This window comes from Nocardia sp. NBC_01329 (assembly GCF_035956715.1).
GTDB lineage: Bacteria > Actinomycetota > Actinomycetes > Mycobacteriales > Mycobacteriaceae > Nocardia.
Window position 1 is genome coordinate 377,903 of sequence record NZ_CP108381.1, and the last position, 20,447, is coordinate 398,349.

Consider the following 20,447-nt stretch of genomic DNA (forward strand, 5'->3'; position numbering starts at 1 on the left):
GAAGATACGGCGAATCGCCCGCGGCAGGGGCGGACGCAGTGAAAACTGCGACGTACACCCCCGTTCGACGCGGAACCTGCCCAGTGCACGGCATACCCGGAAACGGCCGACGCCGGGTGCGGACCACATCGACAGTGGTCCGCACCCGGCGTCGGGGAAACGGTGATCAGTCGGTCGGGGCGAAAGCCTCTTCGATGATCTCCGCCTGCTCCACCGCGTGCACCTTGTTCGAACCCGACGACGGGGCCGACATGGCGCGGCGCGAGATACGGCGCAGGCGGCCCAGCCGCTCCGGCAGGAGTTCCGGCAGGTTCAGGCCGAAGAACGGCCAGGCCCCCTGGTTGGCCGGTTCCTCCTGGACCCAGGCGATCTCGGTGGCGTTCGAGTACCGTTCCAGGGCCTCGTTCAACCGGAACTTGGGCAGCGGATAGAGCTGCTCGACCCGGACGATGGCGATATCGTCACGCTTGCGCTTGGCCTTCGCGGCGGCCAGCTCGTAGTAGAGCTTGCCGCTGGTCAGCAGGACGCGCTTGACCGCGCCGCGATCGCCGATGCCCTGTTCATAGGTGGGCTCGTCGAACACCGAGCGGAACTTGCTCTCGGTGAAGTCCTTCAGATCGCTGACCACGGCCTTGTTGCGCAGCATCGACTTCGGGGTGAAAACGATCAGCGGGCGGCGGATACCGTCCAGCGCGTGCCGGCGCAACAGATGGAAATAGTTCGCCGGAGTGGAGGGCACCGCCACCGTCATCGAACCCTCCGCGCACAGCTGGAGGAAGCGTTCGATACGACCGGAGGTGTGGTCCGGGCCCTGACCCTCGTGCCCGTGCGGCAGCAGCAGTACGACCTCCGACAGCTGGCCCCACTTCGCCTCACCGGAGGAGATGAACTCGTCGATGATCGACTGGGCGCCGTTGACGAAGTCGCCGAACTGCGCCTCCCAGAGCACCAGCGCGTCCGGGTTGCCCAGCGAATAGCCGTATTCGAAACCGACGGCGGCATATTCGCTCAGTGCCGAATCGTGCACCGCGAACCAGCCGGGATTGGCGCTGTTGATGTTGTGCAGCGGGGTGTACTCGGCGGCGGTCCTACGGTCGATGATCACCGAATGCCGCTGGGTGAAGGTGCCGCGACGCGAATCCTGGCCGGTCAGCCGGACCGCACGCCCCTCGTCGATCAGGGTGCCGAAGGCCAGCAACTCGGCGAACGCCCAGTCGACCTTGCCCTCGTAGGCCATTTCGCGGCGCTTCTCCAACACCGGCTGCACACGCGGATGCACATTGAAGCCGTCGGGCACGTTCAGGAACGCGTCACCGATCCGCTGCAGGACCGATTTGTCGACGGCGGTGAGCACGGTGGACGGGATCTGCTGATCGTCCTCCACCGATTCACTCGGGCCCTGCGCGTACTTCTCCAGTTCCCGGACCTCGTTGAAGACCCGCTCCAACTGGCCCTGGTAGTCGCGCAGCGCGTCCTCGGCCTCTTTCAGCGAGATATCGCCGCGGCCGATCAAGCTCTCGGTGTAGCTCTTGCGGACACTGCGTTTCGTGTCGATGACGTCGTACATGTACGGCTGGGTCATCGACGGGTCGTCGCCCTCGTTGTGGCCGCGACGGCGGTAGCAGATCAGGTCGATGACCACGTCCTTGCGGAACTTCTGCCGGAAATCGACCGCCAGGCGCGCCACCCAGTCGCATGCTTCCGGATCGTCACCGTTGACATGGAAGATCGGGGCGCCGATGAACTTGGCGATATCGGTGGAGTACTCGGTGGACCGGCTGTTCTCCGGGGCCGTGGTGAAACCGATCTGGTTGTTCACCACGATATGGATGGTGCCGCCCACGCGGTAACCGCGCAGCCCCGACAGGTTCAGGGTCTCGGCCACCACACCCTGGCCCGCGAATGCCGCGTCACCGTGCAGCATCAGCGGCACGACCGAGAAGCCCTCCGGGCCGTCGCCCTTGTCCAGCAGATCCTGCTTGGCCCGAGCCAAGCCCTCGAGCACCGGGTCGACCGCTTCCAGATGCGACGGATTTGCGGTCAGCGAGACCTCGATCTCGTTGTCGCCGAACATCTGCAGGTAGTTACCGCGCGCCCCGAGGTGGTACTTCACATCGCCGGAGCCGTGGGTGGCGGCCGGGTTCATATTGCCCTCGAACTCGGTGAAGATCTTCGAGTAGGGCTTGCCCACGATATTGGCCAGCACATTGAGCCGGCCGCGGTGCGGCATACCGATGATCACCTCGTCCAGCGCGTATTCGGCGCACTGGTCGATCACGGCGTCCATCATCGGGATGACGGTTTCGGCGCCCTCCAGCGAGAAGCGCTTCTGGCCGACGTACTTGGTCTGCAGGAAGGTCTCGAACGCCTCGGCCGCGTTCAGCCGGTTCAGGATGTACTTCTGCTGAGCGACTGTCGGTTTGACGTGCCTCTGCTCGACCCGGTCCTGCATCCATTTGAGCTGGTCTTCCTCGAGGATGTGGGTGTACTCCACACCGACGTGGCGACAGTAGGAATCACGCAGCACCGACAGCACATCGCGCAGCTTCATCCGCTCTTCGCCGTGGAAACCGCCGACATTGAATTCGCGGTCCAGGTCCCACAGGGTGAGGCCGTGCTGGGTGACATCCAGATCGGGGTGGCTGCGGAACTTGTCCTTGACCAGCCGCAGCGGATCGGTATCGGCCATCAGGTGACCGCGGTTGCGGTAGGCGGCGATCATCTCCAGCACGCGGGTGCTCTTGTCGACACCGCGTTCCTTGATGTCCTTGCGCCAGCGCACCGGCTCGTACGGCACCGCCAGACCGTGGAAGATCTCGTCGTAGAACTCGTCCGCGATCAGCAGTTTGTGGATGGTGCGCAGGAAATCACCGGATTCCGCGCCCTGGATGATGCGGTGATCGTAGGTCGAGGTCAGCGTCATGAGCTTGCCGATACCGATATCGGCGATCCGCTCGTCGCTCATACCCTGGAATTCCGCCGGGTACTCCATGGCACCGGCGCCGATGATCGCGCCCTGGCCCTGCATCAGGCGCGGTACGGAGTGCACGGTGCCGATGGTGCCCGGATTGGTCAGCGAGATGGTGACCCCACTGAAATCCTCGGCGGTCAGTTTGCCGTCGCGCGCCCGGCGGACGACGTCCTCGTAGGCGGTGTGGAACTGACCGAAGGTCATCTCCTCGGTGCCCTTGATCGCCGCCACCACCAGGGACCGGCTGCCGTCCTTGCCGGGCAGATCGATGGCCAGACCGAGGTTGGTGTGCGCGGGGGTGACCGCGTTCGGCTTACCGTCGATCTCGGCGAAATGCCGGTTCATGTTCGGGAACGACCGCACTGCCTGCACGATCGCGTAGCCGAGCAGATGGGTGAAGGAGATCTTGCCGCCCCGGGTGCGGGCGAGGTGGTTGTTGATGACCAGCCGGTTGTCGATCATCAGCTTGGCCGGAACGGCCCGCACGCTGGTGGCGGTCGGGATGGTCAGCGACGCCGCCATGTTCTTGGCGACCGCCGCGGCCGCACCGCGCAGCACCTTCTTCTCGTCGGCTGCCGGAGCCGGCTTGGGCGCACCCGAGGTGGGGGCGGCATTCGAAGACGGCGCCGGAGTCGTCTGCGGGGCCCGCTGTTGCGCGGCGGCCGCGGTGGTGCGCGCGGCGGCGGTGGCCGCCGGGGCTTCCTTGGGCGCGGCCGCCGGGGCGGCGGTGCGAGCCGGCGCCGTGGGTGCGGTGGCGCGTGACGCGACGGACGCGCTCTCGGCGGGAACCGGGGCCGGAGCGGAGTTCACGGCCGAGGTCGGGGCCGAGGCTGCCGGAGCGGATTGGGTGTTACCGGGATCACCGGCGATCTCGGGGGTGTAGTCGGCGAGGAACTCGTGCCAGCTGGCGTCGACCGAGGATGGATCCTGTTTGAACTTCTGATACATCTCGTCGACCAGCCACTGGTTCTGACCGAACTGGGATTTTGAGCTGCTCACAGCAGGTGTTCGCCTCATTTCGTTCTTCGCGCTGCGACGTTTGTGACGTGCCCGGCACAGGGCCTCGGTGGATGGGTACCGATACGCCCTCCGACGAGGATATGCCCCCGCGCACAACCACTCGGTCACCGACCACCGGACAAACCCGACCTCATTGTTGACGACTCGTCCTCGACCGAGAATATTCCTTCGCCGCTTCCGGCCGCTGTCCAGAGGCGGGCATAGTGCCCACCGGCCGCCACGAGCTCGGCGTGTGTACCGGCTTCCACGATCCGGCCGTGCTCCACGACGGCGATCCGATCGGCGCGCGCGGCTGTCGCGAGCCGGTGCGCGACGACGACGGTCGTCCGGTTACGAGCGAGCGATCCGGTCGCCGCCAGCACTTTCTCCTCGGTATCGGGGTCGAGGGTCGCGGTGGCCTCGTCGAGGAGCAGCACATCGGGATCCACCAACTGGGCGCGGGCGAGAGCGATGAGCTGACGCTGGCCCGCCGAGAGGCCGCGGCCGCGCTCTCCCACAGCCCGGTGGAATCCGCCGGGCAGCCCGGCGATCATCTCCTGCGCGCCCACCGCGCGAGCGGCTTCCTCGATCTCGGCTTCGGTCGCGAAAGGTCTCCCGAACGCGATGTTGCTCGCGATATCGCCGGTGAAGAGGTGAGCTTCCTGCGGGACCATCCCGAGCCTGGACCGGTAGCGGTCCAGCCGGTAATCGCGGATATCGACGCCGTCCACGCGGATCGCGCCGGTATCGGTGCCGGACAGGTCGTAGAGGCGGGCGAGCAGTTTGACGATGGTGGACTTCCCGGCGCCGGTCGCACCGACCAGGGCCAGCGATCCGCCCGCCGCGACCGACAGGTCCACGTCGTCGAGAGCGGGCCGGTCGGTCCCCGGGTAGCGGAACCGCACCGAATCCAGGGCGAGATCGCCCCGCAGCCCCGCGGTGATCGGATCGGCTCCGGGCGGATCCGCACCGATCGAGGACGGGGTGCGCAGTAGATCACCGATGCGGCGCAGGCCCACCCGCGCCTGCTGGTAACCGTCGAAGACCTGGGACAACTGCTGGACCGGGCCGAACAGCAGTTCCAGATACAGCACGAACGCGACCAGGACGCCGGTGCTGGTGGTGCCGTCGGCCACAGCGTGCGCGCCGGTGAACACCACCAGGGCCAGTGCCAGATCGGTCCACGACGCCACGAACGCGAAATACAGCGCGATGGCGCGCTGGGCGCGCATCCGGCTGCGCCGATACCTCGCCGAATACTCCGCGAACCGGTGCGCCGCGAGTCGTTCGTGCCGGTTGGCCTGGACCGCCCGCAATCCGGCGATGTTCTCCTGGAAATCGGCGTTGACGGTGGAGACCCGCTCCCGCGAGACGGTGTAGGCCACCGAGGAAACCCGGCGGAACACCACCGTGGCGATGATCAGCGGGGGCAGTACACCGAGCAGGACCACCAGCGCGAGCTGTAGATCGATCACGAGCAGGGCCACCGCGATACCGCCCAGCGACAACACACTCACCAGTGCGGTGGACACCCCCGTCTGCAGGAAGGTCGACAGCGCGTCCACATCGGTGGTCATCCGGGTCATGATCCGGCCGGACAGTTCCCGCTCGTAGTAGTCCAGACCGAGCCGTTGCAGATGCGCGTAACTGCGGACACGTAATCCGTACAGAACCCGCTCCCCGGTGCGGGAGGTGAGCAGGGTGGTCGCCGCGGCCGCCACCCATCCCGCGAGCACCAGTCCGGTGCCGAGCACAGCCGACCAGGTGAGCGCGGACGGCTCGCCACCGGTGACCCCGGCGTCGATCGCATGGCGAACCAATGGCGGGAAACCGATCCCGATCAACGCGTCGAGCGCGAGCAGGGCCACCGAGGCCAGCACGAGTGTCCGCACCGGCCACAACAGGCGGCGCAACCGGAAACCCGGATCCGGTTCGCGCAGCCGGGACTCGTCCAACCCCGGCCGTTCGGTGGCCGCGGGCAACCGTTCGATGGCACGGCGCAGTTCCGGTGTCGCGCTGAGATCGGCCGAGGGTCCGAACCGGCCGGCGGAGGCGGCCGGGGGCAGCCGGTCGGCCACGGACACCGGTCCGGTGACCGCCACGGTTTCCGGCTCGGGCAGGCGGATCACCCGGTCGGCGTGCGCCAGGGTGGATTCGCGGTGGGCCAGGATGATCGTGGTGCGGGCACCCTGATCGGGCAGAGAGCCGAAGATCGCGGCTTCGGTCACCGCGTCCACCGCGGAGGTAGCGTCGTCGAGCACCAGGACGCGCGGCCGCGCCAGGAGCGCCCGGGCCAGGGCGATGCGCTGACGCTGCCCACCGGACAGCGTGAGACCGCGTTCGCCGACGACGGTGTCGTAACCCTCGGGGAGCTCTTCGATGAACTCGTCCGCCGCGGCCTGCCGCGCGGCATCGCGGATCTCGGCGTCGGTGGCATCGGGCCGACCGAGCGCGATATTGGCGGCGACACTGGAGCTGAACAGGAACGGATCGTCGAAGACCACGCCGACCGCGGCCCGCAATTGCGCCGCCGAGACGTCGGCGATGTCCACCGGCTTCGTGGTGCCGGTGCCCAGCAGCCGGATCCGTCCGGCATCGGGTGCGTAGAACCGCGGCAGCAGCAGCGACAGCGTGGTCTTGCCCGCCCCCGCCGGGCCGATGATCGCCACCGTCTCGCCCGGCCGTATCCGCAGGTCGAGGTCCCGCAGTACGGGTTGTGTGGAATCGAAGCCGAAGATCACTCCGTCGAGTTCGATACCCAGCGGACCGTCCGGGACCGGAACCGGTCGCGGTGGATCGGCCACCGCGGGCCCCGCGTCGATCACCTGATACACCCGCTCGGCGGCCGCCCGGGTGAGCTGGGCGAGGATGATCACCGAGGCCATGGTGCGGGCGGAGGTCGTCATGGTGGTGACATAGGCGCTGAACGCGAGGAAGGTGCCGAGCCCGATCTGGCCGTGCAACGCCAGCCAGCCACCGACAGCGATCACGACCACCAGACCGGCTTGTGGGATCGCCGCCAAGGTGGGGGAGAAGCGAGCGTTGATACCGGCCGCGCGCATCCGTTCGGCGAACAACCGGCGCCCGTGCTCTTCGAGTACGTCGACCATCCGGGCTTCCTGACCGAACCCCTTCACCACCCGGACCCCGGTGACCGTTTCCTCGACATGCTGGGCGAGTTCGGCCGCCCGCTGCTGGGCCGACCAGGTCGCGGCGTGCAACCGGGGCCGCATTCGGTACACCACCACGATCACCAGCGGCACCATCAGCAGTGCCACCGCCGCCAGCGGCGGAGACAGCCACAGCATCACCGCCGCGGCGAGCACGAACTGCAGGAACGACATCCCCGAGAGCGGGGCCATCGCCAGCAGCGATTGCACCAGTTGCAGATCGGTGATCGAACGCGAAACCACCTGTCCGGTGCGCAACGCGTCCTGACCGGCGCCGTCGAGTCGTTGCAGCGATCCGAGCAACTGCAACCGCAGCCCGTGCTGCACGTCCAGCGATAATTTTCCGGCCAGCATCCGCCGCCCGAACGAAGCGGCGAACCGGCCCGCGGCGAGCACTGCCAGCAGTCCGGCGACGATCCCGATCACCCGGGTGGCGCCGCTGGTGGCCGAATCGACGGCCCATTTGGTGAGCAGGGGCGCGATGATCTCGGCCGCCGCGCCGGCCACGAGCGCCAGCGCGATCCCGGCCAGCGTGCCGCGATGGCGACGGCACTCCGACCACAGCCTGCGAAGCCATCCCGGAGATGCGTCGCTCATGATCCCCCTTCACCTCGACCTGTCATCGACCATAACGACGCCCGGTGACAAGGTCTTGTTCCCCGACGCTGCGCCGCCGTCGGGGCAATCACACAGTCGGGGCCCGCCCCGGTTCTGGAGCGACAGAGTGAAGGAGCGCAGCGACTGAGCGCCGGAGTGAAGAACCGGGGTTGATAGGGCCCCGACCCGCCCCGCCGAAGGCGGGGCAAATAAACCCAGAGTTCACAGTTCGGCCCGGCGCAGTGCCCACCACCCCGCAGCACCGGCGCCGATGGACCACAGCAGCAGCACCACGATCGCGGCCGGGGTCGGGGCCAGGAGATCGCTGTCGTCGAAGGACCCCACCAGTACGGTGCTCAGGGTCGCCGACCCGGGCAGCAGAGTCACCACGCCCGGCAGGCCGATACCCGCGGTCACTACCCACAGCAGTGGTTCGGCGAGCAGGACCCAGACCAGAATCGCGCCTACCGCGAGCGCCGGAGAGCGCAGCAGCAGCCCGATTCCCGTGCCGATCACCGCCCAGCACACCGCCGCGAGCAGGCCGCCGCCGAGTACGGCGAACAGCGCGGCCGTGATCTCGAATTTGCCGCGGCCGAACAGCAGCAGGCAGACCATCGACACGATCTCGACAGCCAGGGCGGCCGCGAACGCGGCCGCGGCGGTCACCAGATATTTCGACCCGGCCAGCCGGTCCCGGTCCACCGTGAACAACGCGGTGATGACCAGGGTGTTGTGCTGGTGTTCGCCGGCCGCGCCCGCGGCTCCGAACGCCGCCGCGGCCACGACCACCGCGAACAGTGCCAGGTAGAGGCCGATTGTGGCGGCACCGGTCACCGGATCGCCCTCCGGGTCACGCGGCCCGGCCAGGACCGCGGTCACCGAGGCGGCCACGATCGCCGTGGCGACGAGCGCGCCGGCCAGCATCCGGGTGTACCGCAAGGACACCGCTTTGCGGTACTCGGACAGAACCGGCGGAATCAGTTCCGCTGGTACGACGTCGATCATCGGGCAACCCCGTACGGCATAGAGGTGGGCGGCGGCATACCGGGCCCCGCCGGCTGCGATGCGGCACCGTGGGTCAGCGAGGCGAGTACCCGGTCGGGATGGATTCGGTCGGGGACTATACGGTGCAGCCGGACGTCCGCCGCGCGGGCGGCGGCCACGATATCGTCCTCGGTCGCGTCGGCCACGGCCAGCTGCTCGTCGGGACGGATGACCGCGTCGGTGAAACCGCGCGCGGCGAGCGCGGTCGCGACGGCGATCGAGGACGAGGACGCCACCACCAGCCGATCCGGGTTGCGTCTCCGCAATCGCGCCGGGCTGCCCTGAAAGACGACCGATCCGTTGCTCAACACGACCAGATGGTCCGCGATCGGCAGCGCGGTCACCAGCGTCGGCGCGGTGAACAGGACCGTGCCGCCGCGCCGGGTGTGACTCCGCAGGTAACCCTGCAGCCAGGACAGTTCGCTCAGCTGCATACCGGCGGCGGGGTCGTCGAGAATCAGTAGCCGCGGGTCGGGCAGCAGAGCCGTCGCCAGGGCGGCACGTGTCTCCTCACCGGGCGTGAGGTCGTCGGGAACGGTATCGGCGCGATCGGTCAGTCCGGTGGTCTTCAGCACCGCGCGGACCCGGCTGTCCGGGCATCCGGCCGCCGCCGCGTACACCCGCAGATGATCGCGGACCGTGCGCCGAGGATGCAGACCGCGCGGTGCGAGAACGGCGCCCACCGCCGAACTGCTACGGCCCTCCGCCAGCGTGACCCGGCCGGCCGTCGGCGGGAGCAAACCCAGCAGGATTCCGGCCACGGTCGATTTACCGGATCCGGCCGGTCCGACCAGCGCGGCACAGGTCCCCGCCGCGACATCGAAGGAGATGTCCTGCGCACCGATAGCGAAATCCTCGTACCGCTTGCTCAGACCCCGGACGGAAATCGCCGGGAGCGCCGCCGGAGTCACCGGGACCCGGTCGGCGGCTGCTGATTCCCCGGCCGGCGCACAACGGCTTCGTCGTGCTGCGCCTGAATCGAATCGCCTTGGGAAAGGGACTTTCTCGGCTGGTCCAGCGCGGGCGGCACCTCCGCGTCGATCACCATCTCGTCGGGGAAATACGCCGGCGCGGGTCCGAACGCCTTGCGCGCGTTGTTCACGGTGGCCTTACCCAAGGCCCGGTTACCGAACCCGCCGATCACGGCACCGATCCCGGCCGGAACCACCTTGCCCACCATCAACGCGGCGCGCTTGGTGACGAACCGCACGATGAACCGCTTCAACAGCGAATCGTTCATCCCCGACAGGCCCGGGATCTTGTTCGCGAAAACGGTGCCCCAATTCTTGGCCGAAGTACCGACACTCTTCTGGACGATCTCCATCCCGCTGTCACCCAGCACCACCGCGAGTACCAGGGCCCGCCGCTGCTCGGTGTTCTCCGGCCGCACCCCGTGCACCGACGCCACCGCGAGGGTGAACAGTGCCGACGCCTCCATGAAGAAAGTGGTCTCCGCGCTCACCGCCGCCAGCGCGGCGAGCGTACCCACTCCGGGAATCGCGGCCGATGCTCCCACAGCGCTACCGCTTCCCGTCACCGCCAGCAGATACTGGCGTTCCAGCCGGTCGACGAGCTGCGCTGGTGACTCGTCGGGATGGGCTCGCCGCAAACGCGCCACGTACTTGGCGACGGCGGGTGCTTGTAGCCGGGAACCGTGGTCCAGTGCCTCGACCACGGCCTTTTCCAATGCCCCGTTACGCACGGCGTCATCCCTCCTCTTCGGCCTCTGTGCACTGTAGGGCACGGAGGCCGTGCGTTCGCTCTGACTGGTAACGGACTACCCGGCCGGCGGGTTCCGAAGCGCGAAGCCGGCTGTTCGCACCGCAAGACCGGCTACCGCGCTCCGTGGCCCTCTGGTACAACCTCTTCCGGCACCGGGGGAGGCGGGGGTGTGCCGTCGCCGAAGGGGCGCCCGCCGAGGGCTTCGCGGCCGTGCGGGGTGAGCCAGTTGGACAGGTTCGGGCCCTTGGGGACGATCCGGGTCGGGTTGATATCCGTATGGACCTTGTAATAGTGGTCCTTGATCTGGGCGAAGTCGATCGTATCGCCGAAACCGGGGGTCTGGAACAGGTCTCGCGCGTAGGCCCACAGCACCGGCATCTCGTCGAGTTTGCTCCGGTTGCATTTGAAGTGGCCGTGGTAGACCGGGTCGAACCGGGCCAGGGTGGTGAACAGCCGGATATCGGCTTCGGTGATGGTGTCGCCGACGAGATACCGCTGTCCGGTCAGGCGGTCCGACAGCCAGTCCAGGGCGGTGAAGAGCCGGTCGTAGGCCGCGTCGTAGGAATCCTGGGCGCCGGCGAAACCACAGCGGTAGACGCCGTTGTTGACCTCGCGGAACACCCGCGCGTCGACCTCGTCGATCTCCGGCCGCAGAGCTTGCGGATACAGTTCCGGCGCCCCTTCGCGGTGGTATTCGGTCCATTCGAGGGAGAAGTCGAGGGTGATCTGGGCGTAGTCGTTGGTGACGACCTGTCCGGTCGGGACGTCCACGATCGCGGGGACGGTGATGCCGCGCGGATAGTCGGGGAAGCGGGCCAGGTATGCGTCGCGCAGGCGGGGGATCTTCAGCACCGGGTCGATCCCGCCCGGGTCCAGGTCGAAGGTCCAGCTGAGTTTGTCGTGGGTCGGCCCGCACAGACCCAGCGAGATCGCCGATTCCAGGCCCAGCAGGCGCCGCGCGATCAGCGTGCGATTGGCCCACGGGCAGGCGCGGGCGGCGACCAGCCGGTACCGGCCCGGTTCGACCGGGTAGCCGTCGCGGCCGTCGGCGGTGATCCGGGTGGTGATGTAGTTGGTATCGCGTGTGAATTCGCCCGGTTCGACGTAGGTGCCCTGTGCGGTGTCCGAGTCGGTCATGGAATCAGTCTCGCAGGACAGGCCGATAAGCTGACGGCATGAGCGAGTCGAACCCGGAGATGAGCGCTACCGGACGCACCCGGCTGGACCGCACGGTCACCGCAGGCGGTGCCGAAGTCGCCACGCTGACATTGGCCAGCCCGCCTCTGAATCTGTTCGACCAGGCCATGTTCGACGCGCTGGTCGCCGATATCGCCGAACTGTCGGCGCGGCCGCCGCGGGCACTGTTGATCAGGGCCGAGGGGAAGGTGGTCTCGGGCGGGGTGGATGTGCACACCTTCGACGGGCTCACCGTCGCCCAGGGAGCCCAGTTGTGGCAGGACCTGTTCGCCCGGATCAGCCATCCGATCGAGGCGCTGCCGTGCCCGGTGATCTTCGCGGCGCACGCGCTCACCCTCACTGCCGCTTTCGAGATCGCGTTGGCCTGTGATCTGATCCTCGCCGCGCCGAAGGCGAGATTCGGGCTGGTGGAGATCGTGGTGGGGTTGACCCCGTCGATGGGCGGGCCGCAACGGCTGGCCGAGCGGGCCGGTTCCGGGCGGGCGCGTGAACTGGTGATGACCGGCGATCTGTACGACGCGCAGACCATGCGTGACTGGGGTGTGGTGAATCAGATCCACGAGGATCTCGATACCGCGGCGGTCGCGCTGGCTCACCGGCTGGCCGACGGTCCGACTCGCGCGCACGCCGCGACCAAGCGGATCGTGGAGGCGTGGCGGTCGGGCGGGGTGGCGCACGCGGATTCGGTGACCCCCCAGGTGTCCGGCGAGTTGTTCGAAACCGAGGATCTGCCGCAGGCGGTACGCAGTTTCCTGGAACTGGGCCCGGGCAAGGCGACCTACCGGGGGCGCTGAACGAGGCGGCAGCCGGGCAGGCTGCCACCTCGAGCGCCTGCCGGATCGGGTTGTCCGCAGGTTCGCGGACGGACGACCGACGCCACCGCGGATGACGATTCGGTAATCGATTCCGGCGATTCGCCGACTCCGCACCCAGGTTTGTGATCTGCATCATATAGTCACAGGTGCCTGACTGTTCGACTGTGCGGAGGTCCGATGCAAGCCGGTACGACCACGACCATCGGGCCTGCGACCGGTCCGTCCGCGCCTGGGGAACGGACCTGTGGCCCGCCGGGCGGGCGGCCGGATCTGGTGGAGTTCCATATCGTCGACGCTGACACCACGGCGCCGCTGTCCAGGGGAGCGGACGGCATCCTGCGCTACGGAAATCTCAGTCCCGCCCTCACCGAACTGCTCGATCTGCAGGTCCACGCGTTTTCCAACCGGGAGGCGGTGGTGGAGGTCGGCGGTGGCCGGCTCACCTACCGGGAGCTGTGGCATTCGGCGTCGCGGGTGGCCGGGGGGCTACAGGAACACGGGATCGGCTACGGCGACCGGGTCGCCGTGCACATGCCGCCCGGTGTGCGCTGGGTCCAGGCATTCCTCGGGGCGCTGCTCAGCGGCGCGGTACCGGTCCTGGTCCATCACAGGCTCCCGGATGAGCTGGCCGATCGGGTAATCGCCGACAGCGACGCCGATTTCGTCCTGGGCGCGCCGGACCGCGGATGCGGGGCCACCCGCGGCGATGCCCGCTGGGTGGCCGGTCTGCCCGATGCCGCCGCGTTCATCGACGACGGCGCGGCGCTCAACGATCTGGCACTGCTCTGCTACACCAGCGGTGCCGGGGCGAGCGGGATCCCCACCGGAGTCGAACTCACCAACGAGAATCTGCTCTCCGCGATCCGGTCCATGGTGGGCGCCCTCGATCTGCCGACCGACGGTATGCGGAATCTGGTGTTGCAGCCGCTTGCCTATGCCAGCGGCTGCGTCGACCAGTTGCTGCCGACGTTCGCCGTCGGCGGCACCGTTGTCCTGGCGCAGGAGGCGGCGGGGGTCGTGGAGGCGATCGCTCGCGAAGGTGTGGACACACTCGCGGCCAGTGCCCGTATCCTCGGCGGTCTGCTGCCCGAACTGGCCGCGGGCCGGAACGACGGGTTGCGTACCGATCGGGTGATCCGGATCAGCACGGCCGGCCACCGGGCCGATCCGGCCGACGCCGGCGATCCGGGTCCGGTCCTCGCGCGCGATCTCGGCGAGGTCTTTCCGTCCGCTCGGCAGTGGTCGGTGTGGGGTGCCACCGAGACCAGCGGTATCGGACTCGCGCTGGGCCCGACGGCCGGCCCGGCCGCGGACACCGATGGTGCCGTACTCGGCTTTCCGTTCGGCGGTACCGAGCTCGCGCTGTGCGGGCCGCGGGCCGCGGCGGGGCACGGTGAGCTGCTGTGTCGTGGCCCCAACGTGACCAGGCGCTACTGGAACGATCCGCAGCGCACGGCCGATCGCTTCACCGGTAGCTGGTTCCACACCGGCGACCGTGTGAGCATCGGCACGGACGGTCTGGTCCGGCGCAGCGCCTGAGGGTCAGGCGACCAGGCGTTCCCGCAGGCGTTCGCGCAGGTCGGGGGTGAACCCTACCGCGGTCAGGTAGCTCTCGAAGTCGCCGTGCAGGTCGAGACCGGCCCGCAGGCCGGCCCGCAGGTATTCCTCGCGCACTTCGAGGACGGCTTGGGGCAGGTCGGCGCCCAGCTCGTCTCTCAGCGCCGTGCGCAGTTCGGCCACGGCCTTGTTGCTCAGCATGTAGTCGCCGAGGATGTCGGTCTCGTCGACCCCGACCGCCCGCAGCAGGGTGGCGATGGTCCAGCCGGTGCGGTCCTTGCCGGCGGCGCAGTGCACGAGGACCGCGCCGCGGTCGGCCACGATCGCCTCGGCCAGCGCGGTGATGGCGGCGTGGGCTTCGGGCCGGGCGGGGAAGTTGCGGTACACGTCCATCATGTAGGCGAGCGCGGCGCCCGGGGAATCCTGGCGACCGGCACCGGCCTCGTGTGGCGGGGCGGTGACCGTACCGTCGTCGAAGGGCGTGATGCTGAGGCGGACCTCCGGTGGTAGCCGATCGGCACCGGCGCGTTCGATCTCCCGGTGCCCGCGCAGGTCGTGGACGGCGCCGACGCCCAGTTCCCGGAGGGTGGTGTGGCCGGCGTCGTCGAGTCGGCTCAGTTGGGCCGACCGGAGCAGGACTCCGTGCCTTGTCGTCCCGCCGCCGCTGATGCGCAATCCGCCGAGATCTCGAAAGTTGAATGTGCCGCTGATCCGGAGATGCCCGGCGAGGGGAGAGCTTGTCACCGCATCAGGCTAACCGGCGTTCGATCGGGCGCGTTGTGTGATGCCGCACAGCCGTCGAAGATCGGCCGTGGGTGGTCGTAGACTTGCCGATGGTCTCTGCCATGAGGCGCCAGGGCGGTGCGGTTATGTTTCGCGGGGCCGGTCCGGGATGGGCCGGGAGTGCGGCGCACCGAGGTTCTGGGGTATGCGATATCGGCCCGAAGGGGCCGTCAAAACAGTCTTCGGGTATGAGTTTCCCGTTAGAACTGTTCTCAAACCCTGAAAACCTTCTAATATTGAGATGACGGATCGTTTAGGCTGCTACTTCCCGACCGATGCCAACGCGATCCGGCCGGCCACTTCGGTGCCGAGTATTCGGTCCGGTGTGTGCGAGTTGTTTGCCGAGGGAGCTTGCGTTGGGCGTACGTGGAGAAATAGCGGAGGTCCGGATTCGGTCGGCCGTGCGTGAAGCGGTCGATCATGCAGACGCGGTACTGGAATTCGCCGGATTACGCGCGTTGCGAGTGTTGCTGCACGCCGGGGTGAGTGCTTACTGGCCGCTGGTCAAGTCGACGCCGGTGCAGCAGATCCACGCTTATTCGAAGACCGTGCAGTCCCTGTGCAGGCACTGGGATTCCGGTTCGGACTACGCGCCCGATCCGGTGATCTCCGAACGGCAGCGCGCCCAGCAGCGCGATGTGATCGAGTGGCTGGAGTTGTGCGCCGCCAGGTCCGGAACCCGCTGGATAGAGCCGGTCGAATCGGTGGCGTCCTACGTGATGATGGTGGTCCAGGGCTCGGTGCTGCGGTGGCTCGCCGACTGCGACGACGAGGTGATCCTGGTGGCCTTCGACGATCTGGTGTCCAATCTGGTCACCCGGGCGATCGAAGCCTGACACCCGCTCGGCAGAGCTGGACGTTTGACCAGTCCAGTGGTTGAGTGGTCGGGGTGAGCGCGACCTCGCCGATTGCCCCCCTGCACGCGGCTACCGCCGATCTCGATCCGCCACTGGCCGCCGTGGACATGGCGGTCCTGCGTGCCAATGCCGCGGACCTGGTTCGCCGGGCAGCCGGGCGGCCCATTCGGGTGGCCAGTAAATCGGTGCGCTGTCGCGCCGTCCTCGAAGAAGTACTCGGCGCCGGGCTGACTGCCGCGGGCGGGTTCGCCGGTCTCATGTCGTATTCGCTGGCCGAGGCGATCTGGCTCGTCCGCCGGGGCGCCCGGGATGTCCTGCTCGGCTACCCCAGTGCCGATCATGCGGCGCTGGCCGAACTCGGCGCCGCTCCCGAACTGGCCGAGTCGATCACCCTGATGGTCGACGATATCGCGCAACTGGAGTTGATCCGGGCCGCGCTCGGCACTGCCACCGTCCGGCCCCGCGTCTGCCTGGACGTGGACGCATCGCTGCGGATCGGGCCCGTGCATCTCGGCGTGCGCCGGTCGCCGATCCGGACCCCGGAACAGGCCGCCGAGCTGGCCCGGACGGCGCGGTCCCGTGGCTTCCGGGTGGTCGGATTGATGACCTACGAGGCGCAGATCGCCGGGCTTCCGGATACGTCGCTGCCGGTGCGGCTGGTGAAGAAGACATCCGCCCGGGAGATCGGCCGGCGCCGGGCGGCGGTACTGGACGCAGTGCAGTCGGTGACCGGGCCGCTCGAAATCGTCAACAGTGGGGGGACAGGTTCAGTCGAAATGTCGGCCGCGGCCGCCGGAGTCACCGAGATCACCGCGGGATCGGGCCTGTACGTGCCGACGCTTTTCGACAACTATCGGTCGTTTCGGCCAAGGCCCGCACTGTATTTCGCGCTGCCCGTGCTGCGCCGGCCCGCGGCCGGGATCGCCACGGTATTCGCCGGAGGATATATCGCTTCCGGGCCGGCCGGAGCGGCACGAGTTCCGAAACCGGTGTGGCCCAAGGGATTGCGTCTGCTGGGGAACGAAGGGGCCGGTGAGGTGCAGACGCCGCTGTCCGGGGCCGCGGAACTGTCGATCGGCGATCGGGTCTGGTTCCGCCATGCCAAGGCCGGTGAGCTGTGCGAACGGTTCGACCGGCTGTATCTGGTGGACGGTGACGGTTCGCGGGTCGAGGTGCCGACATATCGCGGCGAGGGGAAATGTTTCGGGTGAGTGACGGCCGAATTCGGCACGGGCGTGCCGGATAATTCGGTTCGATTATCAGTGGCCCGGATAATTCCGCCGGCCGGGTACGAACTATCTCGGTAGATTGAAAATCTCGATCATGTCAATCATTTCCCAATCGGATGAACCGGGAGATATTCGCCAATTCTTCCAGTGTTTCCGGAAGGAATTCGGTCAGCAGTGCCGAGCGCACGAACACCGCGCGGCGGCGGGCCCGCCCCACCGAATCGTGTACCAGTGCGGGGGACAGCAGAGTTCCGACGGGCACCGGAGAATCCTCGGGACTCGACGCCGCGAGCGAGACCAGCACCACCGCGGCCTCCCGTCCGCGAAGCAATTCCGGAGTGCCGACCAGCACCTCTTCGAACCGCGCCCGCGCCAGCTGGGTCCGGATCCGGCTCACCTGAGCCCGGTGCGGCGAGACCACGACGATATCGTGCGGCTGTAGTGGGCGGAGCCCGGTGCCGTCGTCCCAGCGCCGCCCCAGAAGATCTCTGATCTGTTGCAGGACCTCGCGGGCTTCGGTATCGGCGGCGGTGCTGTTGCCGTGATGATCCACCAGCACCGTGGCGATACCGGGTTCCACGGAATCGGCGGACCGGGCGGGCGCGGGCGCCGCTCGCAACCGGTCTTCGAAGTAGAGGTGTGAGAGCGTGTCGCTCAGAACCGGATGTAGGCGCCGGGTCAGGCCGAGGAAGTAGCCGTGCGTCGGGGGCAGTGTGGTGTGACCGCCCGCGAACCAGGTGAGTGCCGGTGTACGTACCGGCTCCGGATGCGGTCCGGGGTCGGGGTCGTACCGGGCGACCGGATCGCCGGTGAGCAGCAGATTCCGGGCGCTCACCGATACAGCGGCGGTGGTCGCCAGCGGGAAGGCGTTCGCATCCGCGATCACCAGCAGGTCGAGCGAATCCCGCGGGATACGAACCGGATCGGTGAAATCGGCGGGGGTGCCGCCCACGACGCAGCCGCGGATGGCGTTCGCCAGGAACCGGGGATAGCGCTCGGGTTCGAGCACCAGCCATTCGGGAGCCACGGCCACCGCCTTGCTCTTGGCGACCAGTTCGGGCAGCACACCGGCGCGGACCACCGCGTCGAGCAGGTTCTCGACCGGTGCGGCGGTCGGCGCGACGATACCGATACGCCAGTTGTCCTCGGTGACCAGCGCGGCGAGCACATCGGCCAGGATGGCGGTGCGACCGGTACCGGTCGGTGCCTGCAAGCCGAGGCAGGAACGGTCCAGATCTCGCAGCGCCGCAATGATCGCCGATCGCGGATCGTCTTCGGCCGACGGCAAGCCGGGGCCACCGAGCACCCGGGGTGCGGTGCGGAACCGGGGCGGCCGGCGAGCGAGCAGGTCGAACAGCGCGGTCCCGGGAATCGCGGGCAGCGTCACCAGCAGTTGCCTGCCGATATCCTCGATCGCGTCCACCGCGGCACCCGGCGGGAGCGGAGGTGCGGGAACCAGCGCCACCGGCAGTTCGCTGTGTGGTTCGGCTCCGGGGGCCAAGGTCTCTTCCAGCCGGACGGTATCGGCGAGATCCGCCTCCACCGAACAGCCGAGCACGGTGGCGGTTCCGCAGGTCCGGATGGCGCGGGGAGCACGGACCGCGGGTTCGTAGACGACACGGACCGCGGTACCCGGTGCCGGACTCGGACCGGCGAGTCGGCCGGTCAGCCGCAGGAAGCGGCGCACGGTATCGCCGGGGCCGATATGCCATTTCGTATCCACTGCCGCCGAATCGGCGACCAGCACTCCGGGCTCGGCGGTCCATTCGCCGAGTGGATAGGTCAGCCGGTCGATATGCGCCCACCACGCCAGTTGGTGTTCGCGGCGGTGATAGCCGAGCAGCGCCGCTGTCGACTCCGCGACGCGGTGCGGCTCCGCCGGATCCGCGGTCTCCCGCCGGGCGGCGAATTCGGCCAGCGCGGCTTCGGTGGAAGAAGGCTGGGCCGGCGGTGTTTCGCGCAACAGCCGGTCCAGCGTCTCGATCTGCCCGGTGGGCGCTACGGTCGCCGGTGGGCTCGTATGGCCGCGCAACCGGTCGGCGAGTCGCAGCACGGTGGTGCCGCCCGATCCGCCCGACGGTGCGCCGATCACGGCCGCGATCGCGGGCAGCGTGTAGTTCTGTGCACCGGCGACGAAAGCACCTCGGAAGATCGGGTACAGATCGACCAGCTTCCCCGTCCGCAGTAGCCCATCGACGGTCTCCTCACCGGTGCCGAGATGGGCCGCGGCGTGCAGCAGGAAGGTACGAGCCGCGACGGTGTAGTGGTAGATGTGCAGATCGGGGTCGGTCAGCAGCGGTTCGGTGAGCGCGACGAGGATATCGGTGAAAGCGCGGCGTCCGGCGGCGCGCCGCTCGCGCCGCCGCTCGGGAGCGAGCTGCCCGGAAGGGGATTCGAGCGGGATCTCGCGGGTCAGTCGGACGCCACCGCAGGCCGCGATCTCGATCCGAAGGTGGCCGGACGCTATTTCTTCCACCTGCAGGGCGAGATCGCCGGGGGTGGCGGGCGGCAGCATATCCAGCGCCGCCGAGTCGGTGGCGACATACTCGCCGCGGCCGGAATGTTCTTGGCGCAGTTGAACGACGGCCTGGGCGCGCAGCCGGGCCAGGACCCGCGCGGGTATCTCCGGGGCGGCCACTGCGCGAGTGGTGAGGCTGTCGATGGTGGTGACGCCCGCGGCGCGCAACGCCGCCCGGGTGGGCAGGTCCATTCCGGCGACCAGCAGCAGATCCCGCGCCTCGGCCCGGGCGGCGACACAGGTGGGACACTGCCGGCACGCGCGGAAGCGGGGGTCGCCCCACTGCACCGGAAGCAGTTCGCTGGAATGCTCGTCCAGGATCGCCGTGGTCCGCCGCCGCCGGGCCCGGTACAGCGGCCGGGTGTCGGCGAGTGCGACGGTGTGGGGCCCGGTACCCGAATAGACCGACAGCAGTGGGGCGACCCGGATCGACTGCTCCGCGAGCAACGCCGCGGCGACGGTCATCCGCAGCGCTGTCGCGACCGGTCCCGGTCCACCCACACCGTGCAGCGCTATCCCGTCACCGGTCCGGGTCATCAATTCCGTATGCGCGAAGACTTCTCCGTCGAAGATCAGGGGATCCACCACAGCCGGGGCACCGGCGCCGAGGGCGGCGAGGGTTTCGGTATGCGCGCCGGAAAGGGCCGGGAGCGGGTCGGGATGAGTTCTGGGCCGGGGGATCTCGATCAGTGAACCCGCGTACCGCTGCCGGACGGCGCCGCATACCCGGCCGAACTCTGTCGCACCGGGCACGTCGCTATCGGAAACGGCCGGCCCGCACCCGTCGCCGGCGGGTAGCGGGACGGTGCCCAGTTCGGCATCGAGGGCACGGAGCAGCGCGAATTCGCAGCGCGCGCCGCGCACCAGATCCGTGGCGCCGTACACCACCCGATCACCGACAACGAACACTCACGGCCCTCCTGCGCCCAGTGCCACACCGGCCGATGCTGCGCGCGGACCGGGCGATACACCGGCCGGCGCACACACG

12 protein-coding genes are annotated in these 20,447 nt (G+C 68.5%); 4 read left to right on the forward strand and 8 right to left on the reverse strand.

Annotated elements, in window-relative coordinates; all coding sequences use genetic code 11:
• Positions 1–166: 166 nt before the first annotated feature.
• The 6 genes from OG405_RS01760 to OG405_RS01785 form a co-directional block, all read right to left on the reverse strand.
• Positions 167–3,988, reverse strand: a complete 3,822-nt coding sequence (locus tag OG405_RS01760; protein WP_327149894.1) for a multifunctional oxoglutarate decarboxylase/oxoglutarate dehydrogenase thiamine pyrophosphate-binding subunit/dihydrolipoyllysine-residue succinyltransferase subunit — start codon at positions 3,986–3,988, stop codon at positions 167–169.
• 107 nt (positions 3,989–4,095) lie between these two features.
• Complete coding sequence (locus OG405_RS01765; protein WP_327149895.1) at positions 4,096–7,737, reverse strand: ABC transporter ATP-binding protein; 3,642 nt, start codon at positions 7,735–7,737, stop codon at positions 4,096–4,098.
• 222 nt (positions 7,738–7,959) lie between these two features.
• Positions 7,960–8,742 (reverse strand): ABC transporter permease, encoded by a 783-nt coding sequence (locus OG405_RS01770; protein WP_327149896.1) that lies wholly within the window; start codon positions 8,740–8,742, stop codon positions 7,960–7,962.
• Entirely contained in the window at positions 8,739–9,692 is a 954-nt protein-coding gene (locus OG405_RS01775) for an ABC transporter ATP-binding protein (RefSeq protein ID WP_327149897.1), read from the reverse strand. Before OG405_RS01775 ends, OG405_RS01770 begins: the two co-directional genes overlap by 4 nt.
• The gene (locus OG405_RS01780) at positions 9,689–10,468 is read right to left on the reverse strand and encodes a hypothetical protein (protein ID WP_442790810.1); all 780 of its coding nucleotides are present in this window, start codon (positions 10,466–10,468) and stop codon (positions 9,689–9,691) included. The genes OG405_RS01775 and OG405_RS01780 overlap by 4 nt, the downstream gene beginning before the upstream one ends.
• 146 nt (positions 10,469–10,614) lie before the next feature.
• Positions 10,615–11,640, reverse strand: a complete 1,026-nt coding sequence (locus OG405_RS01785) for a glutathione S-transferase family protein (RefSeq protein ID WP_327149899.1) — start codon at positions 11,638–11,640, stop codon at positions 10,615–10,617.
• Positions 11,641–11,699: 59 nt separating this feature from the next.
• Between OG405_RS01785 and OG405_RS01790 the strand changes: the two genes are divergently transcribed.
• Entirely contained in the window at positions 11,700–12,494 is a 795-nt protein-coding gene (locus OG405_RS01790; protein WP_327152601.1) for an enoyl-CoA hydratase/isomerase family protein, read from the forward strand.
• Positions 12,495–12,692: 198 nt separating this feature from the next.
• Complete coding sequence (locus OG405_RS01795; RefSeq protein ID WP_327149900.1) at positions 12,693–14,054, forward strand: class I adenylate-forming enzyme family protein; 1,362 nt, start codon at positions 12,693–12,695, stop codon at positions 14,052–14,054.
• Positions 14,055–14,057: 3 nt separating this feature from the next.
• Here the strand turns inward: OG405_RS01795 and OG405_RS01800 are convergent, their stop codons facing one another.
• A complete protein-coding gene (locus OG405_RS01800) occupies positions 14,058–14,816 on the reverse strand; it encodes a tyrosine-protein phosphatase (protein WP_327149901.1) in 759 nt (252 codons plus the stop codon).
• A 440-nt stretch (positions 14,817–15,256) separates the two neighbouring features.
• Between OG405_RS01800 and OG405_RS01805 the strand changes: the two genes are divergently transcribed.
• On the forward strand, positions 15,257–15,691 hold the full coding sequence (locus OG405_RS01805) for a TetR family transcriptional regulator (protein ID WP_327149902.1): 435 nt from the start codon (positions 15,257–15,259) through the stop codon (positions 15,689–15,691).
• Positions 15,692–15,735: 44 nt separating this feature from the next.
• Positions 15,736–16,923 (forward strand): amino acid deaminase/aldolase, encoded by a 1,188-nt coding sequence (locus tag OG405_RS01810; protein WP_442790641.1) that lies wholly within the window; start codon positions 15,736–15,738, stop codon positions 16,921–16,923.
• 115 nt (positions 16,924–17,038) lie between these two features.
• On the opposite strand, the gene OG405_RS01815 is transcribed toward OG405_RS01810, so the two are convergent.
• Positions 17,039–20,368: an AAA domain-containing protein gene (locus OG405_RS01815; protein WP_327149904.1), complete on the reverse strand. Its 3,330-nt coding sequence runs from the start codon at positions 20,366–20,368 to the stop codon at positions 17,039–17,041.
• Positions 20,369–20,447: the final 79 nt, after the last annotated feature.

Coding starts and splice junctions, on each gene's coding strand:
- OG405_RS01765 (WP_327149895.1), bottom strand. CDS start 7,737: ATGAGCGACGCATCTCCGGGATGGCTTCGCAGGCTGTGGTCGGAGTGC.
- OG405_RS01795 (WP_327149900.1), top strand. CDS start 12,693: ATGCAAGCCGGTACGACCACGACCATCGGGCCTGCGACCGGTCCGTCC.
- OG405_RS01790 (WP_327152601.1), top strand. CDS start 11,700: ATGAGCGCTACCGGACGCACCCGGCTGGACCGCACGGTCACCGCAGGC.
- OG405_RS01770 (WP_327149896.1), bottom strand. CDS start 8,742: ATGATCGACGTCGTACCAGCGGAACTGATTCCGCCGGTTCTGTCCGAG.
- OG405_RS01785 (WP_327149899.1), bottom strand. CDS start 11,640: ATGACCGACTCGGACACCGCACAGGGCACCTACGTCGAACCGGGCGAA.
- OG405_RS01760 (WP_327149894.1), bottom strand. CDS start 3,988: ATGAGGCGAACACCTGCTGTGAGCAGCTCAAAATCCCAGTTCGGTCAG.